Raw genomic sequence first — 22,458 nt, 5'->3', positions numbered from 1 at the left:
ACCCCTTGAGGGTGCCGCCCACCCCCGCTAAGCACTTTCGCAAAGGAGACCGCGCCCATGTCGATCAACAGCTTTGGCCATCTGTTCCGCGTCACCACCTGGGGCGAAAGCCACGGACCCGCTCTGGGTGCGACGGTTGACGGCTGCCCCCCCAATGTCCCGGTCGACGCCGGGATGCTGCAGCAGTGGCTCGACAAACGCCGCCCCGGTCAGAACAAGAACATGACCCAGCGCAACGAACCCGATGCGGTGAAAATCCTCTCCGGTGTGTTCGAGGGCAAATCGACAGGCACACCGATCCAGCTGATGATCGAAAACACCGATCAGCGCTCCAAGGACTATGGCGATATCGCCCAGACCTTCCGCCCGGGCCACGCCGACATCACCTATTTTCAGAAATACGGCAACCGCGACTATCGCGGCGGTGGCCGATCTTCAGCCCGCGAAACGGCAGCCCGCGTGGCCGCTGGCGGTGTTGCTCGGGAGGCGATCAAATCGCTGGTGCCAGGGCTGGAGATCAAAGGCTACATGACCCGCATGGGCGAGATGGAGATCGACCGCAGCCGGTTCGACTGGGACGCCATCGACCAGAATGACTTCTGGATCCCAGATGCGGGCGCAGTGCAGGACTGGGAAGACTACCTTCAGGGGCTGCGCAAGGAACACGATTCCGTTGGCGCGGTGATTGAGGTTGTCGCCCGTGGCGTACCCGCAGGCATTGGCGCGCCGATCTATGGCAAGCTGGACACCGATCTGGCCGCCGCAATGATGTCGATCAACGCTGTCAAAGCCGTCGAGATCGGCGAAGGCATGAACGCCGCGCGTCTGAAAGGCTCGGAAAACGCCGATGAGATCTTTCTCGGCAATGATGGTCAGCCGATCTATTCGTCGAACCATTCCGGCGGCATTCTGGGCGGGATTTCCACCGGGCAGGATGTTGTCGTCCGGTTTGCGGTGAAACCCACGTCATCAATCCTGACGCCGCGCCAGTCGATCCGCAAGGATGGCAGCGCCGCCGAAGTCATCACCAAGGGCCGCCATGATCCCTGCGTCGGCATCCGTGCGGTGCCGGTGGCGGAGGCGATGATGGCCTGTGTGATCCTCGATCACCTGCTGCTGCATCGCGGTCAGGTGGGGGAAAACCAGGGCCGCATCGGCGGCTGATCCTGTCTCCGTCTCGCCGCCAAGATCAGACGCGAGACGGCGGCGCCCCCCCCCCGTAATCAGGTAAACAGCTGAGCGAATGTCTCGCGCAGCGCTTTCTTCTGTACTTTGCCCATCGTGTTGCGCGGCAGCTCCTGCATCAGCGCGACATGTTTGGGCTGTTTGAACTTTGCCAGCTGTCCGGACAAAGCCGCCTGAATGGCCGCAGCATCGGTGCCTTCCTCTGTCGGGACCACCACCGCCACCACGGCCTCGCCGAAATCGGGATGCGGCACGCCGATCACCGCACTTTCCAACACCCCCGGCAGATCGTCGATCAGGGTCTCAACCTCCTTTGGGTAAACGTTGAAGCCACCGGAGATCACCAGATCCTTTTCCCGGCCGACGATGGTGACATAGCCGCTGTCGTCAATCTTCGCGAGATCGCCGGTGATGAACCAGCCATCCGGGCGCAGTTCCTCGGCAGTTTTCTCCGGCATCTGCCAGTAACCCTGGAACACATTCGGACCGCGCACTTCCAGCACGCCGATTTCGCCCTGCGGCAGCTCCTGTCCCTCCAGCATCACCCGCGCCTCCACCCCCGGCAGCGGTTGGCCGACAGTGCCTGCGATGCGTGCGCCATCATAGGGGTTTGAGGTGCTCATATTGGTTTCCGTCATCCCATAGCGTTCCAGAATGCGATGACCTGTGCGCGCCTCCCACTGTTCGTGGGTCTCCACCAGGAGCGGCGCCGAGCCGGAGATGAACAGGCGCATATTGGCCGCCAGATCCGGGGTCAGCTGCGCCTGCGCCAACAGCCGCGTGTAGAAGGTCGGCACCCCCATCAGCGCGGTCGATGTCGGCAGAGCTGCAAGAATGGCCTCGGCATCGAACCGGGGCAGAAACACCACCTGCGCCCCCGCCAGAAGCGCCACATTGGTCGCCACGAACAGCCCGTGCGTGTGGAATATCGGCAGCGCATGAATCAGCACATCCTCAGCGGTGAAGCGCCAGTGATCCCGCAGGGTCAGTGAATTGGAATAGAGGTTTTCATGGCTGAGCATCGCCCCCTTTGACCGGCCCGTAGTGCCGGATGTGTAGAGGATCGCCGCCAGATCCGATGGGGTCCGCGCCACCGGATCGAACCCGGCCTGCCCCGCTGCCAGCTCCATAAGGCTGCCCTGCCCCTCGCCATCCAGCGTCAGCACGGCTGCCTCGCCCGCGACCGCGCGCAAACTCTCACGCCGCGCCGGATCGCAGACAAAGACGCGCGGCGTTGCATCACCGATGAAATAGGCCACCTCCGCATCGGTATAGGCAGGGTTAAGCGGCAGAAACACCGCCCCGGCCATCACCGCGCCCAGATACAGCTCAATCGCGGCAAGGGATTTCTCCACCTGCGCCGCGACACGATCCCCCGGCTGGACTCCACGTGAAACAAGCGCCGCCGCCATACGCTCAGCCCCGGCGAAGAGATCCCCATAGCGCAGCGGATCGGCACCGGGACGGGTGGCGAATACGGCATCCTCGCGACCAAGAGAGGCGGCGCGCAGATGGTGGATCAGGGGATTTGCGTCATACATTCAGGGGCTCCTTGCGGCGGTGCGGTTGGGTTTCATGACCCTGCGCGACCTTGGACAAAGCCGGGTGGTAAAATCAACCCGTTGCACTTTTTGATCCGCAGGCGCAGGGTCTGCGCATGGTGACATCCTTAACATCGCATCAACCGGGCCGTGCCATTGCGCTGAAACTGGCGGCCATTGCCCTGTTCACCGGGCTGTCGGCGATCATCAAGGCAACATCCGATGTGGTGCCCGCGGGTGAGGCGGTGTTCTTCCGATCGTTTTTTGCCATTCCGGTGATCTTGATCTGGCTGACCCTGCGCGGCCAGCTGCCGCGTGGTTTGAAAACATCGCGGCCCGGAGGGCATTTCCTGCGTGGCATCCTGGGAACGACGGCGATGGGGATGACCTTCATGGGGCTGGGGATGCTGCCACTGCCCGAAGTCACCGCGATTGGTTATGCAACGCCGATCTTCACGCTGATTCTGGCCGCACTTCTGCTTGGGGAGCGGATCCGGCTGATCCGGATCAGCGCGGTGATCATCGGTCTGATCGGTGTTCTGGTGATGCTCTGGCCGCGACTGGGGGGCGGAGATCTGGGCGATACCGCGACCCTGGGGGCCATCCTGATCCTGATCGCGACGGTGGCGCGCGGGCTGGTACAGATCCATATCCGCCGTATGGTGATGACGGAACATACGGCCGCCATCGTGTTCTACTTCTCGCTGACCGCCTCGATCCTGTCGCTATGCACGCTGCCCTTTGGCTGGGTCTGGCCTGACCCCGTTACGCTGGCGCTGCTGATCGGCGCCGGGCTGGTTGGCGGGGTGGCACAGATTCTGGTCACCTCCTCGTATCGGTTTGCCCCGGCGTCGATGCTGGCGCCCTACGATTATTCCTCGATGCTGTTTGCCATTCTGCTGGGCTATATCTGGTTCAATGAGCTGCCGACGCTGGTGATGCTGATCGGTGCCGGGCTGGTGATCGCGGGCAATGTGCTGGTAATCTGGCGCGAGAGCCGTCTGGGCTTGGAACGCGGCAAGGCGCGGTCGGTTACCGATCCCAAGGGTTGAGGCTGGCGGCTAGTCCGCCTCCAGACGGGCGCGCAACCCGTTGATGCGGTCCCGCAGGTCCAGCAGATCCTGCAGGTCGCCCCCCAGTTCCTTCAGGATACAGGAGGTGATCTCGCCTGCGTTATCCGCCAGATCCCGCCCCCGCGCTGTAAGCTGCACCAGACGGCTGCGATCATCCTCGGGGTTGGCCACACGTGCCAGCAGCCCCGCAGCCTCCATCCGCTTCAACAGTGGTGTCAGCGTGTTGGTTTCCAGGTCCAGCTGCTGGCCCAACGCGCCGACGGTCTGCCCATCGGTGTGATAAAGCGAGATCAACACCAGATACTGAGGATAGGTCAGCCCCAGCGGCGCCAGCAACGGGCGATAGAGCCGGGTCAGCGCGTGGTTTGCCGAATAAATCGCAAAGCACAGGAGATCCGGCGTATCCGGTATGGGGGATGTTGGCGTATCGGTCATGGGTGCAATTTAAATCGCGCACGATCCTTCTTCAAGGACTTGACCTTTGCGCCGGAGGATCCATTTATATCGCACACGATATAATTTACTTCGACAGTGACACAGGAAAGGATCCCATCATGAGTGTTTCTCCCGTCTACACAGCCGCAGCAACCGCAACCGGTGGCCGCGATGGCAAAGCCAGCATCCACGACAGCGACCTCAGCTTTGATCTGGATCCGCCCAAGGAAATGGGTGGCGGCGGCAAGGGCAGCAACCCCGAGCAGCTGTTCGCTGCCGGCTATGCGGCCTGCTACATCGGCGCGATGAAATTCGCGACCACTCAGGACGACAGCCTCGCCAAGGTACCGAATGACGTGTCGGTCCACGCCGAGGTCGGCATTGGCCCGCGCGACGAAGGCGGCTTTGGTCTCACCGTTGCACTGAAGGTCGCCCTGCCCGGCCTCTCCCCCGAGGAGGCAAAGGCGGTGACCGAGGCAGGCCACAAGATCTGCCCCTATTCCAACGCGGTGCGCGGCAATGTGACCGTCACCACCGAGCTGGTCTGATCCCGGCACCATGCCCACGCCCCCCCAAAGGGGGCTGATACGGAAAAAGCGCGGGGTTTTCCCCGCGCTTTTGCATTGTAACAGCGATCTGGCGTTCCGGGCGCAGGGTCAGCTGCGCACCAGCTCCTCATAGGCTTTGGCGATCTCACGTGTCATCTCGCCCACCTCGAAGCTGTGCGGACCGATCTGGCCAACCGGGGTGACTTCGGCGGCGGTGCCGGTCAGCCAGCACTGTTCGAACCCGTCCAGTTCCTCCGGCATGATGTGGCGCTCATGCACGGTGATACCGCGATCCTTCAGCATACCGATTACGGTCTGTCGGGTGATGCCGTTCAGGAAACAGTCAGGTTTCGGCGTATGCACTTCGCCATCCTTCACGAAGAAGATATTGGCGCCGGTCGCCTCCGCCACATAGCCACGGTAATCCATGAACAACGCATCCGAGCAGCCCTTGGCCTCGGCCTTGTGCTTGGAGATGGTGCAGATCATGTAGAGACCTGCCGCCTTGGCGTGGACCGGGATGGTCTCCGGGCTTGGTCGTTTCCATTCCGCGATATCCAGTTTGGCGCCCTGCATCTTGGCATCGCCATAATAGGCGCCCCAGCCCCAGACCGCGATAGCCATGCGCACCGGGTTCTTTGCCGAAGCGACACCCATGTCTTCGCCCGAGCCGCGCCAGACAACGGCCCGCACATAGGCATCCTGCAATCCGCTGGCTTTCAGGGTTTCCTGCTTCGCGGCTTCGATCTGATCCACGGTATAGGGCATCGGCATATCCAGCGCTTCTGCGCTGGCGACCAGACGCTCCGAATGCTCGCGGCTCTTGAAGATCTTGCCATTATAGGCGCGCTCACCCTCGAAGACGGAGGAGGCATAATGCATCGCGTGGCTGAGGATATGGACCTTGGCATCGCGCCAGTCGACCATTTCCCCGTCCATCCAGATCAAACCGTCCCGATCATCATAACCCGCCATGGCGCACCTCCTAATGCCTCGCCCAATTTCCAGAAGTTGCGCATTATATGACCGGTTCGGACATAATGTTGCGCTAAACCTGCGATTCGATACATCTTCAGACTTGGAATGTCAACAACGCTGACTTAAAATGGCCTCAACACAACAGGGGAGAGACCCATGGCAGAAGGGCGACCGGGGCAGGGATTTGGCGGCGAAAGCCTGCTGTTTCTGACGGATGAGCAGTTGCGGCAGGGCATTGAGGCGATGTTCTTTGCCTATCGCGGATTTACCGCAGACCCGGATCGTATTCTGGCTGAGATGGCCTATGGTCGGGCACATCACCGGGCGATCCATTTTATCAATCGAGCACCGGGCACGACGGTCAATAATCTGCTGAGCATTCTGGGGGTGACCAAACAGTCGCTGAACCGGGTGCTGCGGGCCCTGATCGGTGATGGTCTGGTGGAAAGCCGGGTCGGGGTCACCGACAAGCGCGAGCGGCATCTGTTTCTGACCGACAAGGGGCGTGCGCTGGAGGCCAAGCTTTCGGATGCGCAGCGCGCCCGGATGCGCACCGCCTACAAGGATGCCGGCCCGGAAGCGGTGCAGGGCTTCAAGCGCGTGCTGGAAGCGATGATGGACGCCGACATGCGGCGCGCCTATGCCAAGCTGCGGGAGAGTGGCACATGACCCGGTTCGATTCCCATCTGCTGATTGTCGATGATGATGAGCGCATTCGCGGCCTGCTGAAGAAGTTCCTGATGCGCGCCGGGTTCCTGGTCACCGCCGCCCGCGATGCCGCTCATGCGCGGCGGGTATTGTCGGGGCTGGATTTCGACCTGATCGTCCTGGATGTGATGATGCCGGGCGAGGATGGGGTCTCGCTCACCCGGTCGCTGCGCGAAACCCTGAGCACCCCGATCCTGCTGCTGACCGCCAAGGGCGAAACGGATGACCGGATCGAGGGGCTGGAAGCTGGCGCGGATGACTATCTGTCCAAACCGTTCGAGCCAAAAGAACTGTTGTTGCGGATCAATGCAATCCTGCGGCGGATGCCTGAGCCCACGGCCCAGGATGCCGCGCCCAAAGTGCTGCATCTGGGACCGATCCGCTATGATATTGAGCGCGGCGAGATGTGGCAGGGTGAGGAGTTGATCCGACTGACCGGCACCGAAAACCAGCTGATGAAGATCTTCTCCGCCTGTCCGGGCGAGCCGGTGAGCCGCACCAAACTGGTCGAGGATCTGGGCCGCGACCGTGGTCAGGCGCAGGAACGCGCCGTGGATGTGCAGATCACCCGGCTGCGGCGCAAGATCGAGCCCAACCCGAAGCAGCCGCAATATCTGCAGACGGTGCGCGGCGCAGGATATATGCTGGCACCGGATTAGGCCCAGAGTTCCGGAGCCGCTGCGCGGCGATTTCATGCCTCCGGCGGGGATATTTCCGGCCAGAAGAAAAGGACGCGCCATGGCGACCGCTTTGTTAACCCACGCAGATTGCCTGCTGCATGTGACGCCCGAGGGCCATCCCGAGCGGGTGGCGAGGCTGGAGCATGTGCTGCATGCGCTGGCGGGGCTGGACCTGCACAGGGTCACCGCGCCGATGGCGGCGGAAGACGATATCCTGCGCATTCACCCAAAGAGCTATCTGGAGGAGCTGCGCCGCAGCCTGCCGCAGGAGGGATTTGGTCGCATTGATGGCGATACATTCCTGTCGCCCGGATCGTTGGATGCCGCCTTTCGCGCGGCGGGGGCAGCTGTACGCGCGGTCGATATGGTCCTGACGGGCGAGGTTCAGAACGCCTTTGCCGCGGTGCGCCCGCCCGGCCACCATGCCGAGACGGAGACCGCGATGGGGTTCTGCTTCTTTGGCAATGCCGCACTGGCGGCCAAACATGCGCTGGATCACCATGGGCTGGCGCGTGTGGCGGTGGTGGATTTCGACGTGCATCACGGCAATGGCACGCAGGATCTATTGTGGGACGAGCCGCGGGCGCTGTTCATCTCAAGCCAGCAGATGCCGCTCTGGCCGGGATCCGGTCGCCCCGAGGAGGACGGCGCACACGGCCAGATCCTGAACCTGCCGCTGCCACCCGGATCAGGGGGCGTGCACATGAGGTCGACCTATGTCGATCAGGTGTTTCCGCGGCTGCGGACCTTCAAGCCGGAGCTGATCGTCATCTCCGCCGGCTTTGACGCGCATCAGGATGATCCGCTGGCCGAACTCAATTGGAGCACCGAGGATTTCCGCTGGCTCAGCCGCGAACTCTGCGCGCTGGCGGCGGAGATCTGCGCGGGGCGTATCGTCTCGACTTTGGAAGGTGGATATGATCTGAACGCGCTGGCCGCAGCGGCCAAAGCCCACGTGGAAGAATTGATAGAGGCAGGCAGATGACCGACACCACCAGTCCAGAAACACCCGTTGACGAGCTGAGTTTTGAGCAGGCGATGCGCGCGCTTGAAACCGTGGTGGATCAGCTGGAGCGCGGCGATGTGGCGCTGGATGCGTCCATTGCGCTTTATGAGCGCGGTGCCGCGCTGAAGAAGCGCTGCGAGGACGAGCTGAAGCGGGCCGAGGAAAAGGTGGCGGCAATCACGCTAGATGCCGCAGGCACGCCGACCGGGACCCAGCCGCTGGATGCCGGCTGAGTCATGAGCGCCGCCGCAGACACGCAGAGCCGGCCCTTTGCCCAGGCGCTGAAAGAAGCCCAGACCCGGATCACCACCCATATGGAGGCCCGGCTGGGCGGCAATGATCCGCTGCATGCGGCCATGCGCTATGCCATCACCGGCGGCAAGATGCTGCGCGGGTTTCTGGTTCTGGAAAGCGCGCGCCTGCATGGGGTTGCCGAACAGGCCGCGCTTGAAGCGGCGCTGGCGATCGAATGTATTCACGCCTATTCGCTGGTGCATGACGATCTGCCCTGCATGGATGACGATGATCTGCGCCGGGGCCAGCCCACCGTTCACAGGAAATGGGATGAGGCGATGGCGGTTCTGGCCGGGGACAGTTTACAGACATTTGCGTTTGAGCTGCTTGCCGATCCCAAGATCGGACCCCATGCGCTGACCCTGATCCGCGGGCTGGCGCAATCCTCCGGCAAGGATGGTATGGTCTCCGGTCAGATGCTGGATATCGCTGCTGAAACCGCTGCGCGGCCGCTGGATCTGGATCAGATCACCCAGTTGCAGAACCGCAAGACCGGCTGCCTGATTGCCTGGTCCGCGACCGCTGGCGCGGTCATGGCCGGGGCGGATGACAGCCCGCTGCGACGCTATGCCGATGCGCTTGGCCTTGCTTTTCAGATTGCCGATGACATTTTGGATGTGGAAGGCGATGCTGCCAAGGTGGGCAAGGCCGTGCGCAAGGATGCGGAAGCGGGCAAGGCCACGTTTGTGTCTCTTCTGGGGCTGGACGCGGCGAAGGATCGCGCCAGAACCCTGATGGAACAGGCCTGTGAGGCGCTGACCCCCTATGGTCATGCCGCCGAAACCTTGAAGGAAACCGCGCGCTTCGTTATCTCGCGCGATAGCTGAGCCGCAAGAGACCGCGCCTCGTCAGAGCCAAACGCCCGCCAAACGCTCAAGGAGCTGCCATGTCAGACCGGCCCCAGACCCCTCTTCTGGATCAGATCACCCGCCCGGCGGATCTGAAATCCTTGAGCGATGCACAGCTGACGCAGGTCGCACAGGAACTGCGACAGGAAACCATTTCCGCCGTTTCCGTCACCGGTGGCCATCTGGGCGCAGGTCTGGGTGTTGTCGAGCTGACCACCGCGCTTCATGCGGTGTTTGACACGCCCCGCGACAAGATCATCTGGGACGTCTCGCACCAGTGCTATCCGCATAAAATCCTGACTGGTCGCCGCGACCGCATTCGCACATTGCGGATGAAGGACGGGCTGAGCGGTTTCACCAAACGTTCGGAATCGCCCTTTGATCCCTTTGGCGCGGCCCATAGCTCCACCTCGATCAGCGCCGCGCTTGGTTTTGCCGTGGCACGGGATCTGGGCGGTGTCATTCCCGAAGGCAGCGGCGATGCAATTGCCGTCATCGGCGATGGGTCGATGTCGGCCGGCATGGCGTTTGAGGCGATGAACAACGCAGGCCATCTGGGCAAGCGGCTGATTGTCATTCTGAACGACAATGAAATGTCGATTGCGCCGCCGGTTGGCGCGCTGTCGTCCTATCTGTCGCGCCTATATGCCGAAGAACCCTTTCAGGAACTGAAAGCGGTGGCAAAGGGGGCCGCATCCCTGCTGCCTGAACCGTTCCGCGAGGGCGCCAAGCGCGCCAAGGATATGCTGAAAGGCATGGCGGTGGGCGGCACCTTGTTTGAAAGCCTGGGCTTTTCTTACCTTGGGCCGATTGATGGTCACGATATGGACCAGCTGTTGCCGGTCCTGCGCACCGTGAAGGCGCGCGCCACCGGTCCGATCCTGATCCATGTGCTGACGAAGAAGGGCAAAGGTTATGCCCCGGCGGAACGCGCCCGCGACAAGGGCCACGCCACCGCAAAATTCGACATGGTGACCGGCGAACAGAAGAAAGCGCCCTCCAACGCGCCCTCCTATACCTCGGTCTTTGGCAAGGAGCTGGTGCGGCTGGCGGCTGAGGATGACAAGATCTGCGCCGTCACGGCGGCGATGCCCGATGGCACCGGATTGAGCCTGATGGCCGAACGCTACCCTTCGCGCTGCTTTGACGTCGGCATAGCCGAGCAGCACGGCGTGACCTTTGCCGCCGCGCTGGCCGCCGGCGGGATGAAGCCCTTTTGTGCGATGTATTCCACGTTTTTGCAGCGCGGTTATGATCAGGTGGTGCATGACGTGGCGATCCAGCGCCTGCCCGTACGCTTTGCCATCGACCGCGCCGGTCTGGTCGGTGCGGACGGGGCGACCCATGCGGGCAGTTTCGACATTGCCTATATGGCCAACCTGCCGGGCATGGTGGTGATGGCCGCCGCTGATGAGGCCGAGCTGGCCCATATGACAGCCACCGCTGCCGCCTATGATGACGGCCCGATTGCCTTCCGCTACCCCCGGGGTGAGGGCGAAGGTGTTGATATGCCCGAGGTGCCGGAGGTGCTGGAGATCGGCAAAGGCCGGATGATCCAGGCGGGCAAACGCGTGGCGATCCTGTCCTTTGGCACCCGGCTGGGTGAGGTGAAAAAGGCCGCCGAGGCGCTTGCCGCCAGAGGCATCACCCCGACAATTGCGGATGCACGTTTTGCCAAGCCGCTGGACCGCGACATGATCCTGCAGCTGGCCGCTGATCACGAGGCGCTGATCACCATCGAAGAAGGCGCAGTGGGCGGTTTCGGCTCCCATGTGGCGCAGCTTCTGGCGGAGGAAGGCGTCTTTGACAGCGGATTGAAATTCCGCTCCATGGTGTTGCCCGACACCTTCATCGACCAGGCCAGCCCCGCGGATATGTATGAGGTGGCGGCGATGAACGCACCGCAGATCGAGGCCAAGGTGCTGGAGGTTCTGGGTGTGGCAACGATCGGCGAGAAGCGGGCCTAAACCCCCGTCGTTTCCTGCGGCGGGACGAAGGTCTCGAGGTCCTCGGCGGCGCGGACCGCGCGCAGGCCCTCTCGATAGGTGGGGTAAAGCAGCTCCACCCCCAGATCATCCTTGATACGCTGGTTTCTGACGCGCTTGTTCTCGCCATAGAAACTGCGCGCCATCGGGGTCATACCGGCCTCATCGAAGGGGACTTCGGCAGGGATCGGCAGGCCCAGCAGCTCGGCGGCAAAGCCCAGCACATCCTGTGGCGGGGCCGGATCATCATCACAGAGGTTGTAGATCGCACCGGGATCAGGCTGTGCGATGGAAGCGGCGATAACCTGTGCGATATCGTCCACATGGATGCGCGAGAACACCTGACCGGGTTTCACGATACGGCGCGCCTTACCCGCCATCAGCTTGGCAAAGGGGCCGCGTCCGGGGCCGTAAATCCCAGCGAGGCGAAAGATATGAAGCGGCAGATCGGGGATGGCCTGCCAGCCTGTCTCAGCCGCGGCACGCCAGCGGCCACGCTGGCTGGAAGGGGTGACGGCTGTGTCCTCATCCACCCAGGCGCCATCATGATCACCGTAGACAGCCGTGGTGGAGAGGTAGCCGACCCACTCCAAAGTGTCGCCACGGGCGGCGGCTGCCAGCGCATCCGCCAGTTCCGCTAGAACCGGGTCTCCTGCCTCGGTCGGTCCCACCGACGACAGGATATGCGTCACCCCATCCAGCGAGAGGGGGGCACCGGGCCAGGTGATCAGCTCAACGCCTGCAAGAGGTTCCGCATCCTCGGCGGATCGGGTGGTGCCTATGACCCGCCAACCGGACCGAAGCAGCTGCGGGACCAATGCGCGGGCGGAATAGCCAAGGCCAAGACAGAGAAGCGTTTTTGTCATGTGCCATAGATGCGCGCGAGCCTGTGCGGGTGCAAGACTTGATTCAAGCGTCAAAACCGCATTTCCTGTGGCCATGGCGCAAAAACAGATCACGCTGGCCGCCGCCTACGGGCTGGAGACGCCGCAGCACTCCCGGCAGCTCTATGCCGATTGGGCCGAGAGCTACGACAGCAGCTTTGCCGCAGGATCGGATTACATCCTGCCGGATCAGGTGGCCCGCCTGTTCGCTGCCGCCGACGGGCGCGGCCCTGTTCTGGATGTCGGCGCAGGAACCGGGCTCTGCGGCGTCGCGCTGGAGCGGCAGGGCATTGCTCCGATAGATGCGACCGATATCAGCCCTGAAATGCTGGCACAGGCACTGCGCAAGGATGTCTACCGCGATATCATCGAAGCGGATCTGACCACCGGCGTCCCGGTGCCACGCGGCACATATGCCGGTGTCGTCTCCTCTGGAACCTTCACCCACGGCCATGTCGGACCAGAGGTTCTGCCGGGTATCCTGCGCCTTGCCCGACCGAGGTCGGTGTTTGCGCTTGCCATCAATGCCCGATTTTCCGCCCGCTGCGGCTTTGCTGCGGCTCTCGAACGTCTTGAGAAGGGCGGCTGGATCCGTGGGCTGACCCTGCCGGAGGTGGCCATCTACGGTCCCAAAGCCACCGGCGCCCACAGCACGGACAAGGCGCTGATTGCGGTGTTTACCAAGGTCTAGGAGCAGCCTGCATTGTTCAGCGCATCTCTCTCAAAGCGCAGCGCCGAGGCTATGCAGGATCCGATGCGACACAGCTATGCTGACGTTCGCTGTGGGCCGGGGCCCACACTTAATAGCGCCCACCGGGTCTAGGCTGCGCTGAGGTTAATCGCAGGACAACAGCGGGGTCATCTGCCGCATCGGCGCCTTATCTGCCCTTCCACACCGGATCGCGTTTCTCAGCAAAGGCGCGCGCGCCCTCCATCTGGTCCTCGCTGTCATAGAGAATATCAACGCTGCGCAGCTGGCGTTTGGTGATCCGGTTCATCGCATCCTGAAACTTCGCATCCTCGGCGTCGCGGACAATCTCCTTGATCGCGGCATAGACCAATGGCGGGCCGGAGGCGAGCAGCCGCGCCAGCTCCCAGGCCCGATCCATCAGCTGATCTGAAGTCAGGATTTCGTTCACCAGCCCCCAGCGGTGCGCCTCCTCGGCGTCAAACCAGCGTCCGGTCAGCAGGAGTTCCATGGCAATGTGATAGGGAATGCGCTTGGGCAGTTTGATTGATGCGGCATCGGCCACCGTGCCCGACCGGATCTCTGGCAGGGCAAATGTCGCGTGATCTGCGGCCAGAATCATATCCGCCGACAGCGCCAATTCCAGACCACCGCCACAGGCGATGCCATTCACCGCCGCAATCACCGGCTTGTTCATATCGCGCAGCTCCTGCAGGCCCCCAAAGCCGCCGACACCATAGTCGCCATCCACCGCATCTCCGTCGGCGGCGGCCTTCAGATCCCAGCCGGGGCAGAAGAATTTCTCGCCTCCCCCGGTCACAATTGCCACGCGCAGGTCGGGGTCATCGCGAAAATCCCGAAACACCTCGCCCATGGCCACGCTGGTTTTCAGATCAATGGCGTTGGCCTTTGGACGGTCCAGCGTGACCTCCAGAATGGCGCCATCGCGGCGGGTCCGAATGGGGGTGTCAGTCATCGGTGGTTTCCCTCTCTCGCAGCAGTGCATCCGCTGCTATGGCATCGCTGGTCGTACAGATCAGCGGATTGATTTCAAGTTCTTCCAGCCTGTCCAGATGGGCAAGCACATAGCCTTCAACCGCGCGGATCGCGCGCAGAATTGCGGCACGATCCGCCGCAGGGCCGCCGCGATACCCGCCAAGCAGCGGGGCAATGCGCAGCTGATCCAGCGCCTCTTCCAGCATGTCCTCATGCACCGGCAGCAACATCGACAGGCTGTCCTGCAACACTTCGCTCAGCACCCCCCCGGCACCCAGCGTCAGCACGAACCCATGGGCGGGATCCCTGATGACCCCCACCAGCAGCTCGGCCACGGTCCCGGTGATCATCTCCTCCAGCAGCAATTGTTCCGCGCCAATCTCCTGCGCCGCCTCCATGACCGCCTCAGGCGAGTGGAGGTTCAACCGCACTGCCCCGGCCTCGCTCTTATGCGCGAAACCTTCGCCCTTCAGCACCAGCGGAAACCCCACCCCAGACGCGATGTCATGCAGGCTCTCTGCCAGCGCATCACGGCTTAGCCTGTGGCTTCGGGGAACCCGCAGACCGGCCGCCGCAAGACGCTGTTTCGCGAGGCCTTCGGGGATCAAACTGGCGTCGCCATCCCCTGAGTCCGGACCTGGAAGGGCCAGGGGAAAATCAGATGGCACCGCGATACGACTGGCCGCCGCCGCCGCGCCCATGGCCTCTCGCAGGCCGCAGAGCGGCACCACGTCCGCCGCCATAAGCCGCTGCGCGGTCTCTTCGGGCATCAGTTCCGGCAAACTGGCGACCATGGCCATTGGCGCACCGGTTTGCGCCCGCGTTGCTATTGCGGCCTCAACCGTGCAGGCCCAGTCTTCGGCCGAACACCGGTCTGCTCGTGGGAAATCCACGATGAGCATCACCATATCCAGATCAGGATGCACCATGGCGCTGAACGCCCGGGTCATCGCAGGCACGTCCCGCCAGATATAGGTATGGTAGTCCAGAGGATTGGCCAGCGCGACCATCGGGCCCAGGGCTGCGCGCAGCGCCTGATGCTGGCCGTCGGACAACGGCGGAAAGACCACAGACTGCGCCTGCCCGAGATCGGCAGCAAGGCTCGCTTCACCCCCGGAGCAGCTGATCGTCGCAACCCGGCATCCGGCGCGGGGGCCAAGCACATGCAGAACCTTCAGCGTTTCCAGAAATACCGGCAAATCATCCACCCGTGCCACACCACAGCGCCGCAACAGCGCATCGGCACCGGCCTCCTGACCGGCAAGCGACGCCGTATGGGACAGCGTCGCCGCCTGCGCCTGATCCGAGCGTCCGACCTTCAGCGCCACAATCGGTTTTCCACAGGCGGCCGCCTGATGCGCCAGCAATTCAAAGGCACGCAAGTCGCGGACACCTTCGATATGCAGGCCAATGGCGGTTACGCGCGGATCCTCCAGCAGGCCGCGCGCGATCTGTGCGATATCGCTTTGCGCCTGATTGCCAACGGTAACCACATAAGCAATCGGCAGCCCACGCGCCTGCATGGTCAGATTGATCGCGATATTGGAGCTCTGGGTGAGGATTGCCACGCCGCGCTCCACCGGCACGCCACCGTGCTGATCCGGCCATAGCAATACCTGATCCAGATAGTTGATGAACCCATAGCAGTTAGGGCCGAGGATGGGCATCTCTCCCGCCGCTTGCAAAAGATGGTTCTGCAGGTCGGCCCCATTACCGGCCTCCCTCTGGGCCTCGCGAAAACCGGAGGCAAAACAGACCGCCCCCCCAGCCCCCCGGCGAGAGAGCGCCGCTACCGCTTCGACGGTGGCGTGTCTGTTGACGCCGATAAAGCTGGCATCGGGCGCGGCGGGCAGATCATCCACCGATGCAAACGCCGTCAAGCCGCAGACCTCCGCAGCCTTCGGATGCACCGGCCAGATCTGACCGGAAAACCCGATCTTCTGCAATTGTTCGATCACCAGACGACACCAGGCACCGCCACCGATCACCGCGATGGAAGAGGGCCGAAACAAAATGCTGAAGTCACGTATCATTGCCACGGCTCCCGCCTGAACAGAGGCCCCGATGCCTTCGGCGAGGATATTTGGAGCCAGAAGATGGGTAGGGTTTCATTAACCAGAATCGACGAGCCTCGACAGGCGGTACAGGCGGGGACGCCGATGACCGCGCCAGGAGATGGCCCCCGGTTGCGGCAGCGCCCTTCCGGGGGCTTGATCCTTTCTGCATCTTCTGGCCTTAAATATCCTCGCCGAAGGCGAAATCTGACCCGCCCGCCCGACGCGTCCGGGTAGAGCCTGAGACCGTTCGCCGCCATGCTTTCAACCACCATGCGGACGCAACAGCTCCCGGCTGATAATGTGACGCTGGATTTCGCTGGTGCCTTCCCAGATGCGCTCCACCCGAGCATCCCGCCAGATGCGCTCCAGCGGCAGTTCATCCATCAGCCCCATACCGCCATGGATCTGGATCGCCTCATCCGCGACCACCGCCAGCATTTCTGTTGCTTTCAGCTTAGCCATCGACATGTCGGCCTCGGTCACGCTGCCCTGGTCGAATTTCCAAGCGGCTTCCCAGGTCAGCAGGTTGGCGGCCTTCAGCTCTGTTGCCATATCCGCAAGTTTGAAGGAAATGCCCTGAAACTTGCCAATCTGCTGGCCGAACTGGCGACGCTCTGCGGCGTAGGACACCGCGTGATCAAAGGCGCGCTCAGCCCGGCCCAGACAGGTCGCAGCCACCTGAAGACGGGTGGCGCCAAGCCAGGTGTTGGCAAGATCAAAACCCTTGTCGACCTCGCCCAGCACTGCGGTTTTTGGCAGGCGACAGTCGTCAAACTCCAGCACCGCATTGGTATAGCCGCGGTGGCTTACGTTGCGATAGCCGGCACGGACAGTGAACCCCGGCGTGCCCTTGTCGACGAAAAAGGCGGTGATCCGCTTTTTCGGGCCGCGCGCTGTGTCGTCTTCTCCCGTGGCCATGAAAACGATGGCAAAATCCGCGATATCCGCGTGGCTAATGAAATGCTTGGTCCCGTTCAGAACGAAGTCATCGCCGTCCGGGCGCGCTGTCGCGGTCATACCGCGCAGGTCAGAGCCAGCCCCCGGTTCGGTCATCGCAAGACAGTCCCATTTTTCACCGCGAATGCAGGGGTAGAGGTATCTCTCTTTCTGCTCCGGCGTGCCGGCCAGAAGGATATTCGAGGGGCGTGCGACGCAGGTCCAGTGCAGGGCGTAATTGGCGCGGCCCAGCTCCTTTTCATAGAGCAGCCAGGTCAGCGTATCGAGGCCAGCCCCCCCCACCTCTTCGGGCATGTTGGCGGCGTATAGCCCGGCCTCTATCGCCTTGGCCTGGATTTCGCGGACCCGTTCCATCGGCAGATGGCCACTGCGTTCGACCTCCAGCTCGTGAGGATAGAGCTCCCTGGTGACAAAGGCGCGCGTGGTTTCCACGATCATCGCCTGCTCTTCAGACAGACCAAATTGCATGTCTTGCTCCCCCGTGATGGGATCCCTGTTGACGTTGACCTGAGCCTAGGGCTGGATACGGTCGATATCGTGCAGCATCGGACATTTTCGTGCCAAACTGGAAGAAACCACACGCTGCAACGCAGCAGATCGACCTATTGCTGTTCGATCAGTTCTCTGGCCATTGCCTTGCCAATACGGTGGAGCCGCTGCGGGCCGCCAATACGTTTGCAGGCCGCCCGCTGTACTCCTGGCGGTTCGTGACGCTTGATGGCAATACCGCGATGTCATCGGCGGCGATGGAGGTCAGCGCGCAGGCGCCGCTGAGAAAAGCTGAGGGCGATATGCTGATCGCCATGCCGAGCTACCGCTATCTGCGCCATGCAACCGAAGCCACATCGCGCGGGTTGCGGGCGGCGCAGCGGCGCTATGGCGTATTGGCGGGATTCGATACCGGTGCCTGGCTGCTGGCTGAGGCCGGGCTTCTGGATGGCTACCGCGCCACCATCCACAGCGCGGAGATCGACGCCTTTGCCGAGGCGTTTCCGACCGTTCAGGCCGAGATGCACCGGTTTCTGTGGGACCGGGACCGGCTGACATGCTCAGGCGCGATGGCGGCCTTTGACGGGATCCTCGACATGATCGCGCGACAGCACGGGCAGGCCCTGCGACTGGATGTTGCCACCCTGTTCCTGAGCGGCGAGCCAGGGGGGACCGGGACATCCAGACCCGTGCGCAGCGCCTCTGTCGGGCGTGCAATTGCGGTGATGGAGGCCAATCTGGAAACCCCGCTCCCGCTGGGCGAAGTCGCGCGACGGGTTGGGCGGAGCCTGCGGGATCTGGCACGTCGCACGCAGGGTGAATTGGGCACAACGCCGCAGACGCTATATCGGCATCTGCGATTGAAACAGGCAAGACGGCTTGTGTTAGAGACGGATTTCAGCATCTCGGAGATCGCCCTGCGCTGCGGCTATGAGAACCCCAGCGCGTTGACCCGCGCCTTTCGCAGCGTCTTTGCCACAACGCCAAGAGACCTGCGCCGCACCCGGAGATAGCAGCCGCAACGCAGGCTGGTGGTTTTCTTGATTTGCAAAAAGCAGCTATTGTTTGCGCTAGCGCGCAAGGGGTCTTGCGCTTGCGCGGGTTATCAGAACAATTGGGCCATGACAGATATCGCATTCCCAAGCTGGCCCGATGTAGCCCCCCAATTGATTGAAGTTGCGGCAGGTCGCCGCCCTGCGGACACGGTGATCCGCCAGGGGGTCTGGGTCAATGTTCACACCCGCGAACAACTGCCCGATCATGACATCGCCATCGTGGCCGGGCGCATCGCCTATGTCGGCCCCGATGCCAGCTATTGCACCGGCCCCGACACCGAGGTGATCGAGGCCAACGGGCGCTATATGATCCCCGGCCTCTGTGATGCGCATATGCATATCGAAAGCGGGATGCTGACCCCCGCAGAATTCGCCCGCGCGGTGATACCACATGGCACCACCTCGATGTTCACCGACCCGCATGAGATCGCCAATGTGCTGGGTCTGGAGGGCGTGCGCCTGATGCATGACGAGGCGCTGATGCAGCCGGTCAATATCTTTACCCAGATGCCGAGTTGCGCGCCCTCAGCGCCTGGGCTGGAAACCACCGGATATGAGATTTCGCCCGAGGATGTGGCCGAGGCGATGAGCTGGCCGGGCATCATCGGGCTGGGCGAGATGATGAATTTTCCCGGTGTGGCAGCGGGCGATCCCAAGATGCTGGCAGAGATCGCCGCAACCCAGCGCGCGGGCAAGACCGTTGGCGGGCATTATGCCTCGCCCGATCTGGGGCCGGATTTCGCAGCCTATGTGGCCGGCGGTCCGGCGGATGATCACGAAGGCACCTGCGAGGCGGACGCGATTGCCCGGATGCGACAGGGGATGCGCGCGATGGTGCGGCTCGGCTCGGCCTGGTATGACGTTGAGGCGCAGATCACCGCGATCACCGAAAAGGGACTGGATCCGCGCAATTTCATTCTCTGCACCGACGATTGCCACTCCGGCACGCTGGTCAATGACGGCCATATGAACCGGGTGGTGCGCCACGCGATTGATTGCGGATGTGACCCTTTGATTGCCTTGCAGATGGCCACGATCAACACCGCGACGCATTTCGGGCTGGAGCGTGACATCGGCTCTATCACCCCGGGTCGGCGCGCGGATGTGATCCTGACCTCCGATCTGAAGACCCTGCCGATCGAGCTGGTGATTGCCCGTGGCGAGATCGTAGCCAAGGATGGCGAGATCACCGTGGATTGCCCGCATCTGGACTGGCCCGAAACCGCGCGTGACACGGTGCATCTGGGCCATCAGCTGGGTGCTCAGGATTTTGAGATCGCCGCGCCTGAGGGCGCAAATGTGATCACCGCCAATGTCATCGGTGTGGTTGAGAACCAGGCCCCGACCAAAGCGCTACAGGCAGAGCTGCCGGTGCAGGACGGGCTGGTCGAGGCCACATTGGCCGAGGCGGGCGACATCTGCCAGATTGCATTGGTGGAACGCCACCGGGCGACGGGTGGCGTCACCAACGCCTTTGTCTCCGGCTTTGGCTACAGCGGCAAGATGGCGATGGCCTCCACCGTGGCGCATGACAGCCACCATATGATCGTGGTCGGCACTGACCGCGCGCAGATGGCGCTGGCGGCCAATCGTCTGGCCGAGGTGGGCGGCGGCATCACCATCTTCCGCGAAGGACAGGAGCTGGCTCTGGTTGAGCTGCCCATCGCCGGGCTGATGTCCGACAGCCCCGCGACGGAGGTTGCCGCCAAGGCGCAGAAGATGGTCGAGGCGATGGAGACCTGCGGCTGCAAGCTCAACAACGCCTATATGCAGCATTCCCTGCTGGCGCTGGTGGTGATCCCCGAACTGCGAATTTCCGATCTGGGGCTGGTGGATGTGCGCAGCTTCGAGAAGATACCGGTCATCGCAAGCGCCGGGCCGTCCTAACCCCCGGCGCGTGTCGGCCGGCCCCCGTGTCCATTCCAGAGCCACCCCGTCATCCGATGGCAGAGTGCCCCCGTTTTTCAGTGATCGAGCATAATCATGACAACAGTTAAGATCCCGCAGCTTCCGGCAGCAGAAGAGTTTACAGATGCCGCGGCGGCCGTTGCCCGGTTGGAGCAGCTGTACCGTGAGGCGACACAGTTTCTATGCGCCGAGTTTTCGCGCATCCTGACCGATGGTCCCTCCGTCGGCAGCACCGGGACCACCCCGCGTATCCGCGCATTCTACCCTGAGATCCGCTTTACCACGTCGTCTTTTGCACAGGTCGACAGCCGACTGAGCTATGGGCATGTGTCGGCCCCCGGCACCTATGCAACCACGGTGACCCGCCCGGATCTGTTCCGGCATTACCTGACCCAGCAAATCGGCCTGCTGATCCGCAACCACGGACAGCCGGTGACCATCGCTGTCTCAGATACGCCAATCCCGGTGCATTTTGCCGTGGCGGCCGATCCCAGCCTGACGGTCCCACAGGAAGGCGCTGCCGGTTTCACGCTGCGCGATGTCTTCGACGTGCCGGACCTGGCGACCACCAATGACGACATTGTAAACGGCACCTATCAGTCGCCGGACAATATTGGTCCGCTGTCGCTCTTTACCGCGCAGCGCATTGATTATTCGCTGGCCCGGCTGTCGCATTACACGGCAACCGACCCGCAGCATTTTCAAAATCACGTGCTGTTCACCAACTACCAGTTCTATGTCGCCGAATTCGAAGCCTACGCCCGTGCGCAGCTGGCGGATCCGGCCTCTGGCTACAGCAGCTTTGTCAGCACCGGCGATCATGAAATCACCAGCGCGGACGCGGAGATCCCGCCGATTGCGAAGCTGCCGCAGATGCCGACCTATCACCTGAAACGGCAGGACGGCTCGGGCATCACGCTGGTCAATATCGGCGTCGGCCCGTCGAACGCCAAGACCGCCACCGACCATATCGCGGTATTGCGCCCGCACGCCTGGCTGATGGTCGGTCACTGTGCCGGGCTGCGCAACACTCAGACGCTGGGCGATTTTGTGCTGGGGCACGGCTATCTGCGCGAGGATCACGTTCTGGACGACGATCTACCGATCTGGACCCCGATTCCGGCACTGGCGGAAATCCAGGTCGCGCTTGAGGATGCGGTGGCCGAGGTGACGGAGCTGGAAGGCTACGACCTGAAGCGGATCATGCGGACCGGCACCGTTGCCACCATCGACAACCGCAATTGGGAACTGCGCGATCAATCCGGCCCCGTGCAGAGACTGTCGCAATCCCGTGCCATCGCGCTGGATATGGAAAGCGCCACCATCGCCGCCAATGGCTATCGTTTCCGGGTGCCCTATGGAACGCTGCTCTGTGTGTCGGACAAGCCGCTGCATGGCGAACTGAAGCTACCGGGGATGGCATCTGAGTTTTATCACACCCAGGTTGCCCGCCATTTGCAGATCGGGATAAAGGCGATGGAGCAGTTGCGTGGCATGCCATTGGAACGTTTGCACAGCCGAAAACTGCGTTCCTTTGACGAAACAGCCTTTCTCTGAGGGTGATTTTCCCGCTAATTCTTCGAAAACCCCTATTTTATGGGGTTTTTGACAACACTACTCGTTGTGTTCGGCCACAACATAACGCTAGAGTTACGCGATGAGGCCCCATAACTCGGGCAGTGACAAGGAGACCTAAGAATGTCCAAACCGATGACCAAGACCCAGCTTGTTGCCGCACTGGCTGAAGAGATGGACAGCGACAAAAAAGCGGCAGGCGCTGCGCTTGACGCCGTTTGCGCGCTGATTACCCGCGAAGTTTCCGGCGGTGGTGCCGTGACTCTGCCCGGCGTTGGCAAGATCTACTGCCGCGAGCGCCCCGAGCGCGAAGTGCGCAACCCGGCCACCGGTGAGAAATTCACCAAAGAGGCCGATAAAGTGGTCAAGATGACCATCGCCAAAGCGCTGAAAGACAGCGTGAACGGCTAAGGGCCAAGGCACGGTTGACCGTGTTTCGGGTCGCCTTTCGGGCGGCCCTTTTTTTGTGCCTGAACATCGCAGCTCCAGAAAAATCAAGATCCCCAACCGGCCAGCCGAATTAGGTTCCCAGCGAATGCTTGCCTTGCTAAACATATCGCGACCACAC

General features: G+C 62.4%; 21 protein-coding genes. 14 read left to right on the top strand and 7 right to left on the bottom strand.

The annotated features are described in order from the left end of the window. Positions 1-57: 57 nt before the first annotated feature. Positions 58-1,164 (top strand): chorismate synthase, encoded by a 1,107-nt coding sequence (aroC, locus tag VXL81_RS03495; RefSeq protein ID WP_416541451.1) that lies wholly within the window; start codon positions 58-60, stop codon positions 1,162-1,164. Between the two features lie 59 nt (positions 1,165-1,223). Here the strand turns inward: aroC and VXL81_RS03490 are convergent, their stop codons facing one another. Next, on the bottom strand, positions 1,224-2,726 hold the full coding sequence (locus tag VXL81_RS03490; protein ID WP_416552934.1) for a malonate--CoA ligase: 1,503 nt from the start codon (positions 2,724-2,726) through the stop codon (positions 1,224-1,226). A gap of 116 nt (positions 2,727-2,842) precedes the next feature. Here VXL81_RS03490 and VXL81_RS03485 point away from each other — a divergent pair, with 116 nt between their 5' ends. Beyond that, on the top strand, positions 2,843-3,778 hold the full coding sequence (locus tag VXL81_RS03485; protein WP_340547011.1) for a DMT family transporter: 936 nt from the start codon (positions 2,843-2,845) through the stop codon (positions 3,776-3,778). A 9-nt stretch (positions 3,779-3,787) separates the two neighbouring features. Here VXL81_RS03485 and VXL81_RS03480 read toward each other — a convergent pair whose 3' ends face one another. Next, the gene (locus tag VXL81_RS03480) at positions 3,788-4,234 is read right to left on the bottom strand and encodes a MarR family winged helix-turn-helix transcriptional regulator (protein WP_416537817.1); all 447 of its coding nucleotides are present in this window, start codon (positions 4,232-4,234) and stop codon (positions 3,788-3,790) included. Between the two features lie 119 nt (positions 4,235-4,353). Between VXL81_RS03480 and VXL81_RS03475 the strand changes: the two genes are divergently transcribed. Then, entirely contained in the window at positions 4,354-4,782 is a 429-nt protein-coding gene (locus tag VXL81_RS03475; RefSeq protein WP_340547013.1) for an organic hydroperoxide resistance protein, read from the top strand. Positions 4,783-4,890: 108 nt separating this feature from the next. Here the strand turns inward: VXL81_RS03475 and VXL81_RS03470 are convergent, their stop codons facing one another. Then, positions 4,891-5,757 (bottom strand): branched-chain amino acid aminotransferase, encoded by an 867-nt coding sequence (locus VXL81_RS03470; protein WP_260102748.1) that lies wholly within the window; start codon positions 5,755-5,757, stop codon positions 4,891-4,893. A 159-nt stretch (positions 5,758-5,916) separates the two neighbouring features. On the opposite strand from VXL81_RS03470, the gene VXL81_RS03465 reads away from it, so the two are divergent. The 6 genes from VXL81_RS03465 to dxs all read left to right on the top strand — a co-directional run bounded on the left by VXL81_RS03465 (position 5,917) and on the right by dxs (position 11,263). Beyond that, a complete protein-coding gene (locus VXL81_RS03465) occupies positions 5,917-6,429 on the top strand; it encodes a MarR family winged helix-turn-helix transcriptional regulator (protein ID WP_260102749.1) in 513 nt (170 codons plus the stop codon). Then, positions 6,426-7,127 carry a response regulator gene (locus VXL81_RS03460; RefSeq protein ID WP_260102750.1) on the top strand — a complete coding sequence of 234 codons (702 nt, stop codon included), beginning with the start codon at positions 6,426-6,428 and terminating at the stop codon, positions 7,125-7,127. The genes VXL81_RS03465 and VXL81_RS03460 overlap by 4 nt, the downstream gene beginning before the upstream one ends. A 79-nt stretch (positions 7,128-7,206) precedes the next feature. After that, on the top strand, positions 7,207-8,133 hold the full coding sequence (locus VXL81_RS03455; RefSeq protein ID WP_340547014.1) for a histone deacetylase family protein: 927 nt from the start codon (positions 7,207-7,209) through the stop codon (positions 8,131-8,133). After that, a complete protein-coding gene (locus tag VXL81_RS03450; RefSeq protein ID WP_061050169.1) occupies positions 8,130-8,387 on the top strand; it encodes an exodeoxyribonuclease VII small subunit in 258 nt (85 codons plus the stop codon). The genes VXL81_RS03455 and VXL81_RS03450 overlap by 4 nt, the downstream gene beginning before the upstream one ends. A gap of 3 nt (positions 8,388-8,390) precedes the next feature. Next, on the top strand, positions 8,391-9,275 hold the full coding sequence (locus VXL81_RS03445; protein ID WP_416542664.1) for a polyprenyl synthetase family protein: 885 nt from the start codon (positions 8,391-8,393) through the stop codon (positions 9,273-9,275). Positions 9,276-9,334: 59 nt separating this feature from the next. Then, the gene (gene dxs / locus VXL81_RS03440; RefSeq protein WP_340547016.1) at positions 9,335-11,263 is read left to right on the top strand and encodes a 1-deoxy-D-xylulose-5-phosphate synthase; all 1,929 of its coding nucleotides are present in this window, start codon (positions 9,335-9,337) and stop codon (positions 11,261-11,263) included. Here the strand turns inward: dxs and VXL81_RS03435 are convergent. Continuing rightward, complete coding sequence (locus VXL81_RS03435) at positions 11,260-12,147, bottom strand: SDR family oxidoreductase (protein WP_416552932.1); 888 nt, start codon at positions 12,145-12,147, stop codon at positions 11,260-11,262. The two genes, dxs and VXL81_RS03435, sit on opposite strands and share 4 nt — an antisense overlap. Positions 12,148-12,220: 73 nt before the next feature. Here VXL81_RS03435 and VXL81_RS03430 point away from each other — a divergent pair, with 73 nt between their 5' ends. Then, complete coding sequence (locus VXL81_RS03430; protein WP_416534405.1) at positions 12,221-12,856, top strand: class I SAM-dependent DNA methyltransferase; 636 nt, start codon at positions 12,221-12,223, stop codon at positions 12,854-12,856. 187 nt (positions 12,857-13,043) lie between these two features. Here VXL81_RS03430 and VXL81_RS03425 read toward each other — a convergent pair whose 3' ends face one another. The 3 genes from VXL81_RS03425 to VXL81_RS03415 form a co-directional block, all read right to left on the bottom strand. Next, positions 13,044-13,829: a carnitinyl-CoA dehydratase gene (locus VXL81_RS03425; RefSeq protein ID WP_416552930.1), complete on the bottom strand. Its 786-nt coding sequence runs from the start codon at positions 13,827-13,829 to the stop codon at positions 13,044-13,046. After that, positions 13,822-15,882 carry an acetate--CoA ligase family protein gene (locus VXL81_RS03420; protein WP_416552928.1) on the bottom strand — a complete coding sequence of 687 codons (2,061 nt, stop codon included), beginning with the start codon at positions 15,880-15,882 and terminating at the stop codon, positions 13,822-13,824. The genes VXL81_RS03425 and VXL81_RS03420 overlap by 8 nt, the downstream gene beginning before the upstream one ends. A gap of 285 nt (positions 15,883-16,167) precedes the next feature. Then, entirely contained in the window at positions 16,168-17,331 is a 1,164-nt protein-coding gene (locus tag VXL81_RS03415; RefSeq protein WP_416552926.1) for an acyl-CoA dehydrogenase family protein, read from the bottom strand. 89 nt (positions 17,332-17,420) lie between these two features. Between VXL81_RS03415 and VXL81_RS03410 the strand changes: the two genes are divergently transcribed. The 4 genes from VXL81_RS03410 (at position 17,421) to VXL81_RS03395 (ending at position 22,301) form a co-directional block, all read left to right on the top strand. Beyond that, positions 17,421-18,365: a GlxA family transcriptional regulator gene (locus VXL81_RS03410; protein ID WP_416552924.1), complete on the top strand. Its 945-nt coding sequence runs from the start codon at positions 17,421-17,423 to the stop codon at positions 18,363-18,365. 108 nt (positions 18,366-18,473) lie between these two features. Beyond that, positions 18,474-20,294, top strand: coding sequence for an adenine deaminase (gene ade / locus VXL81_RS03405; RefSeq protein ID WP_416552922.1), 1,821 nt, complete (start codon positions 18,474-18,476; stop codon positions 20,292-20,294). A 96-nt stretch (positions 20,295-20,390) separates the two neighbouring features. Continuing rightward, positions 20,391-21,872 (top strand): AMP nucleosidase, encoded by a 1,482-nt coding sequence (locus tag VXL81_RS03400; RefSeq protein ID WP_340547024.1) that lies wholly within the window; start codon positions 20,391-20,393, stop codon positions 21,870-21,872. Positions 21,873-22,013: 141 nt separating this feature from the next. Next, positions 22,014-22,301, top strand: a complete 288-nt coding sequence (locus tag VXL81_RS03395) for an HU family DNA-binding protein (protein WP_014876311.1) — start codon at positions 22,014-22,016, stop codon at positions 22,299-22,301. Positions 22,302-22,458: the final 157 nt, after the last annotated feature.

It is taken from the genome of Phaeobacter sp. JH204B (genome assembly GCF_048055755.1).
GTDB lineage: Bacteria > Pseudomonadota > Alphaproteobacteria > Rhodobacterales > Rhodobacteraceae > Phaeobacter > Phaeobacter bryozoorum.
Note: the sequence above shows the minus strand (reverse complement) of the source record. Positions and strands in the feature narration are given on the sequence as shown.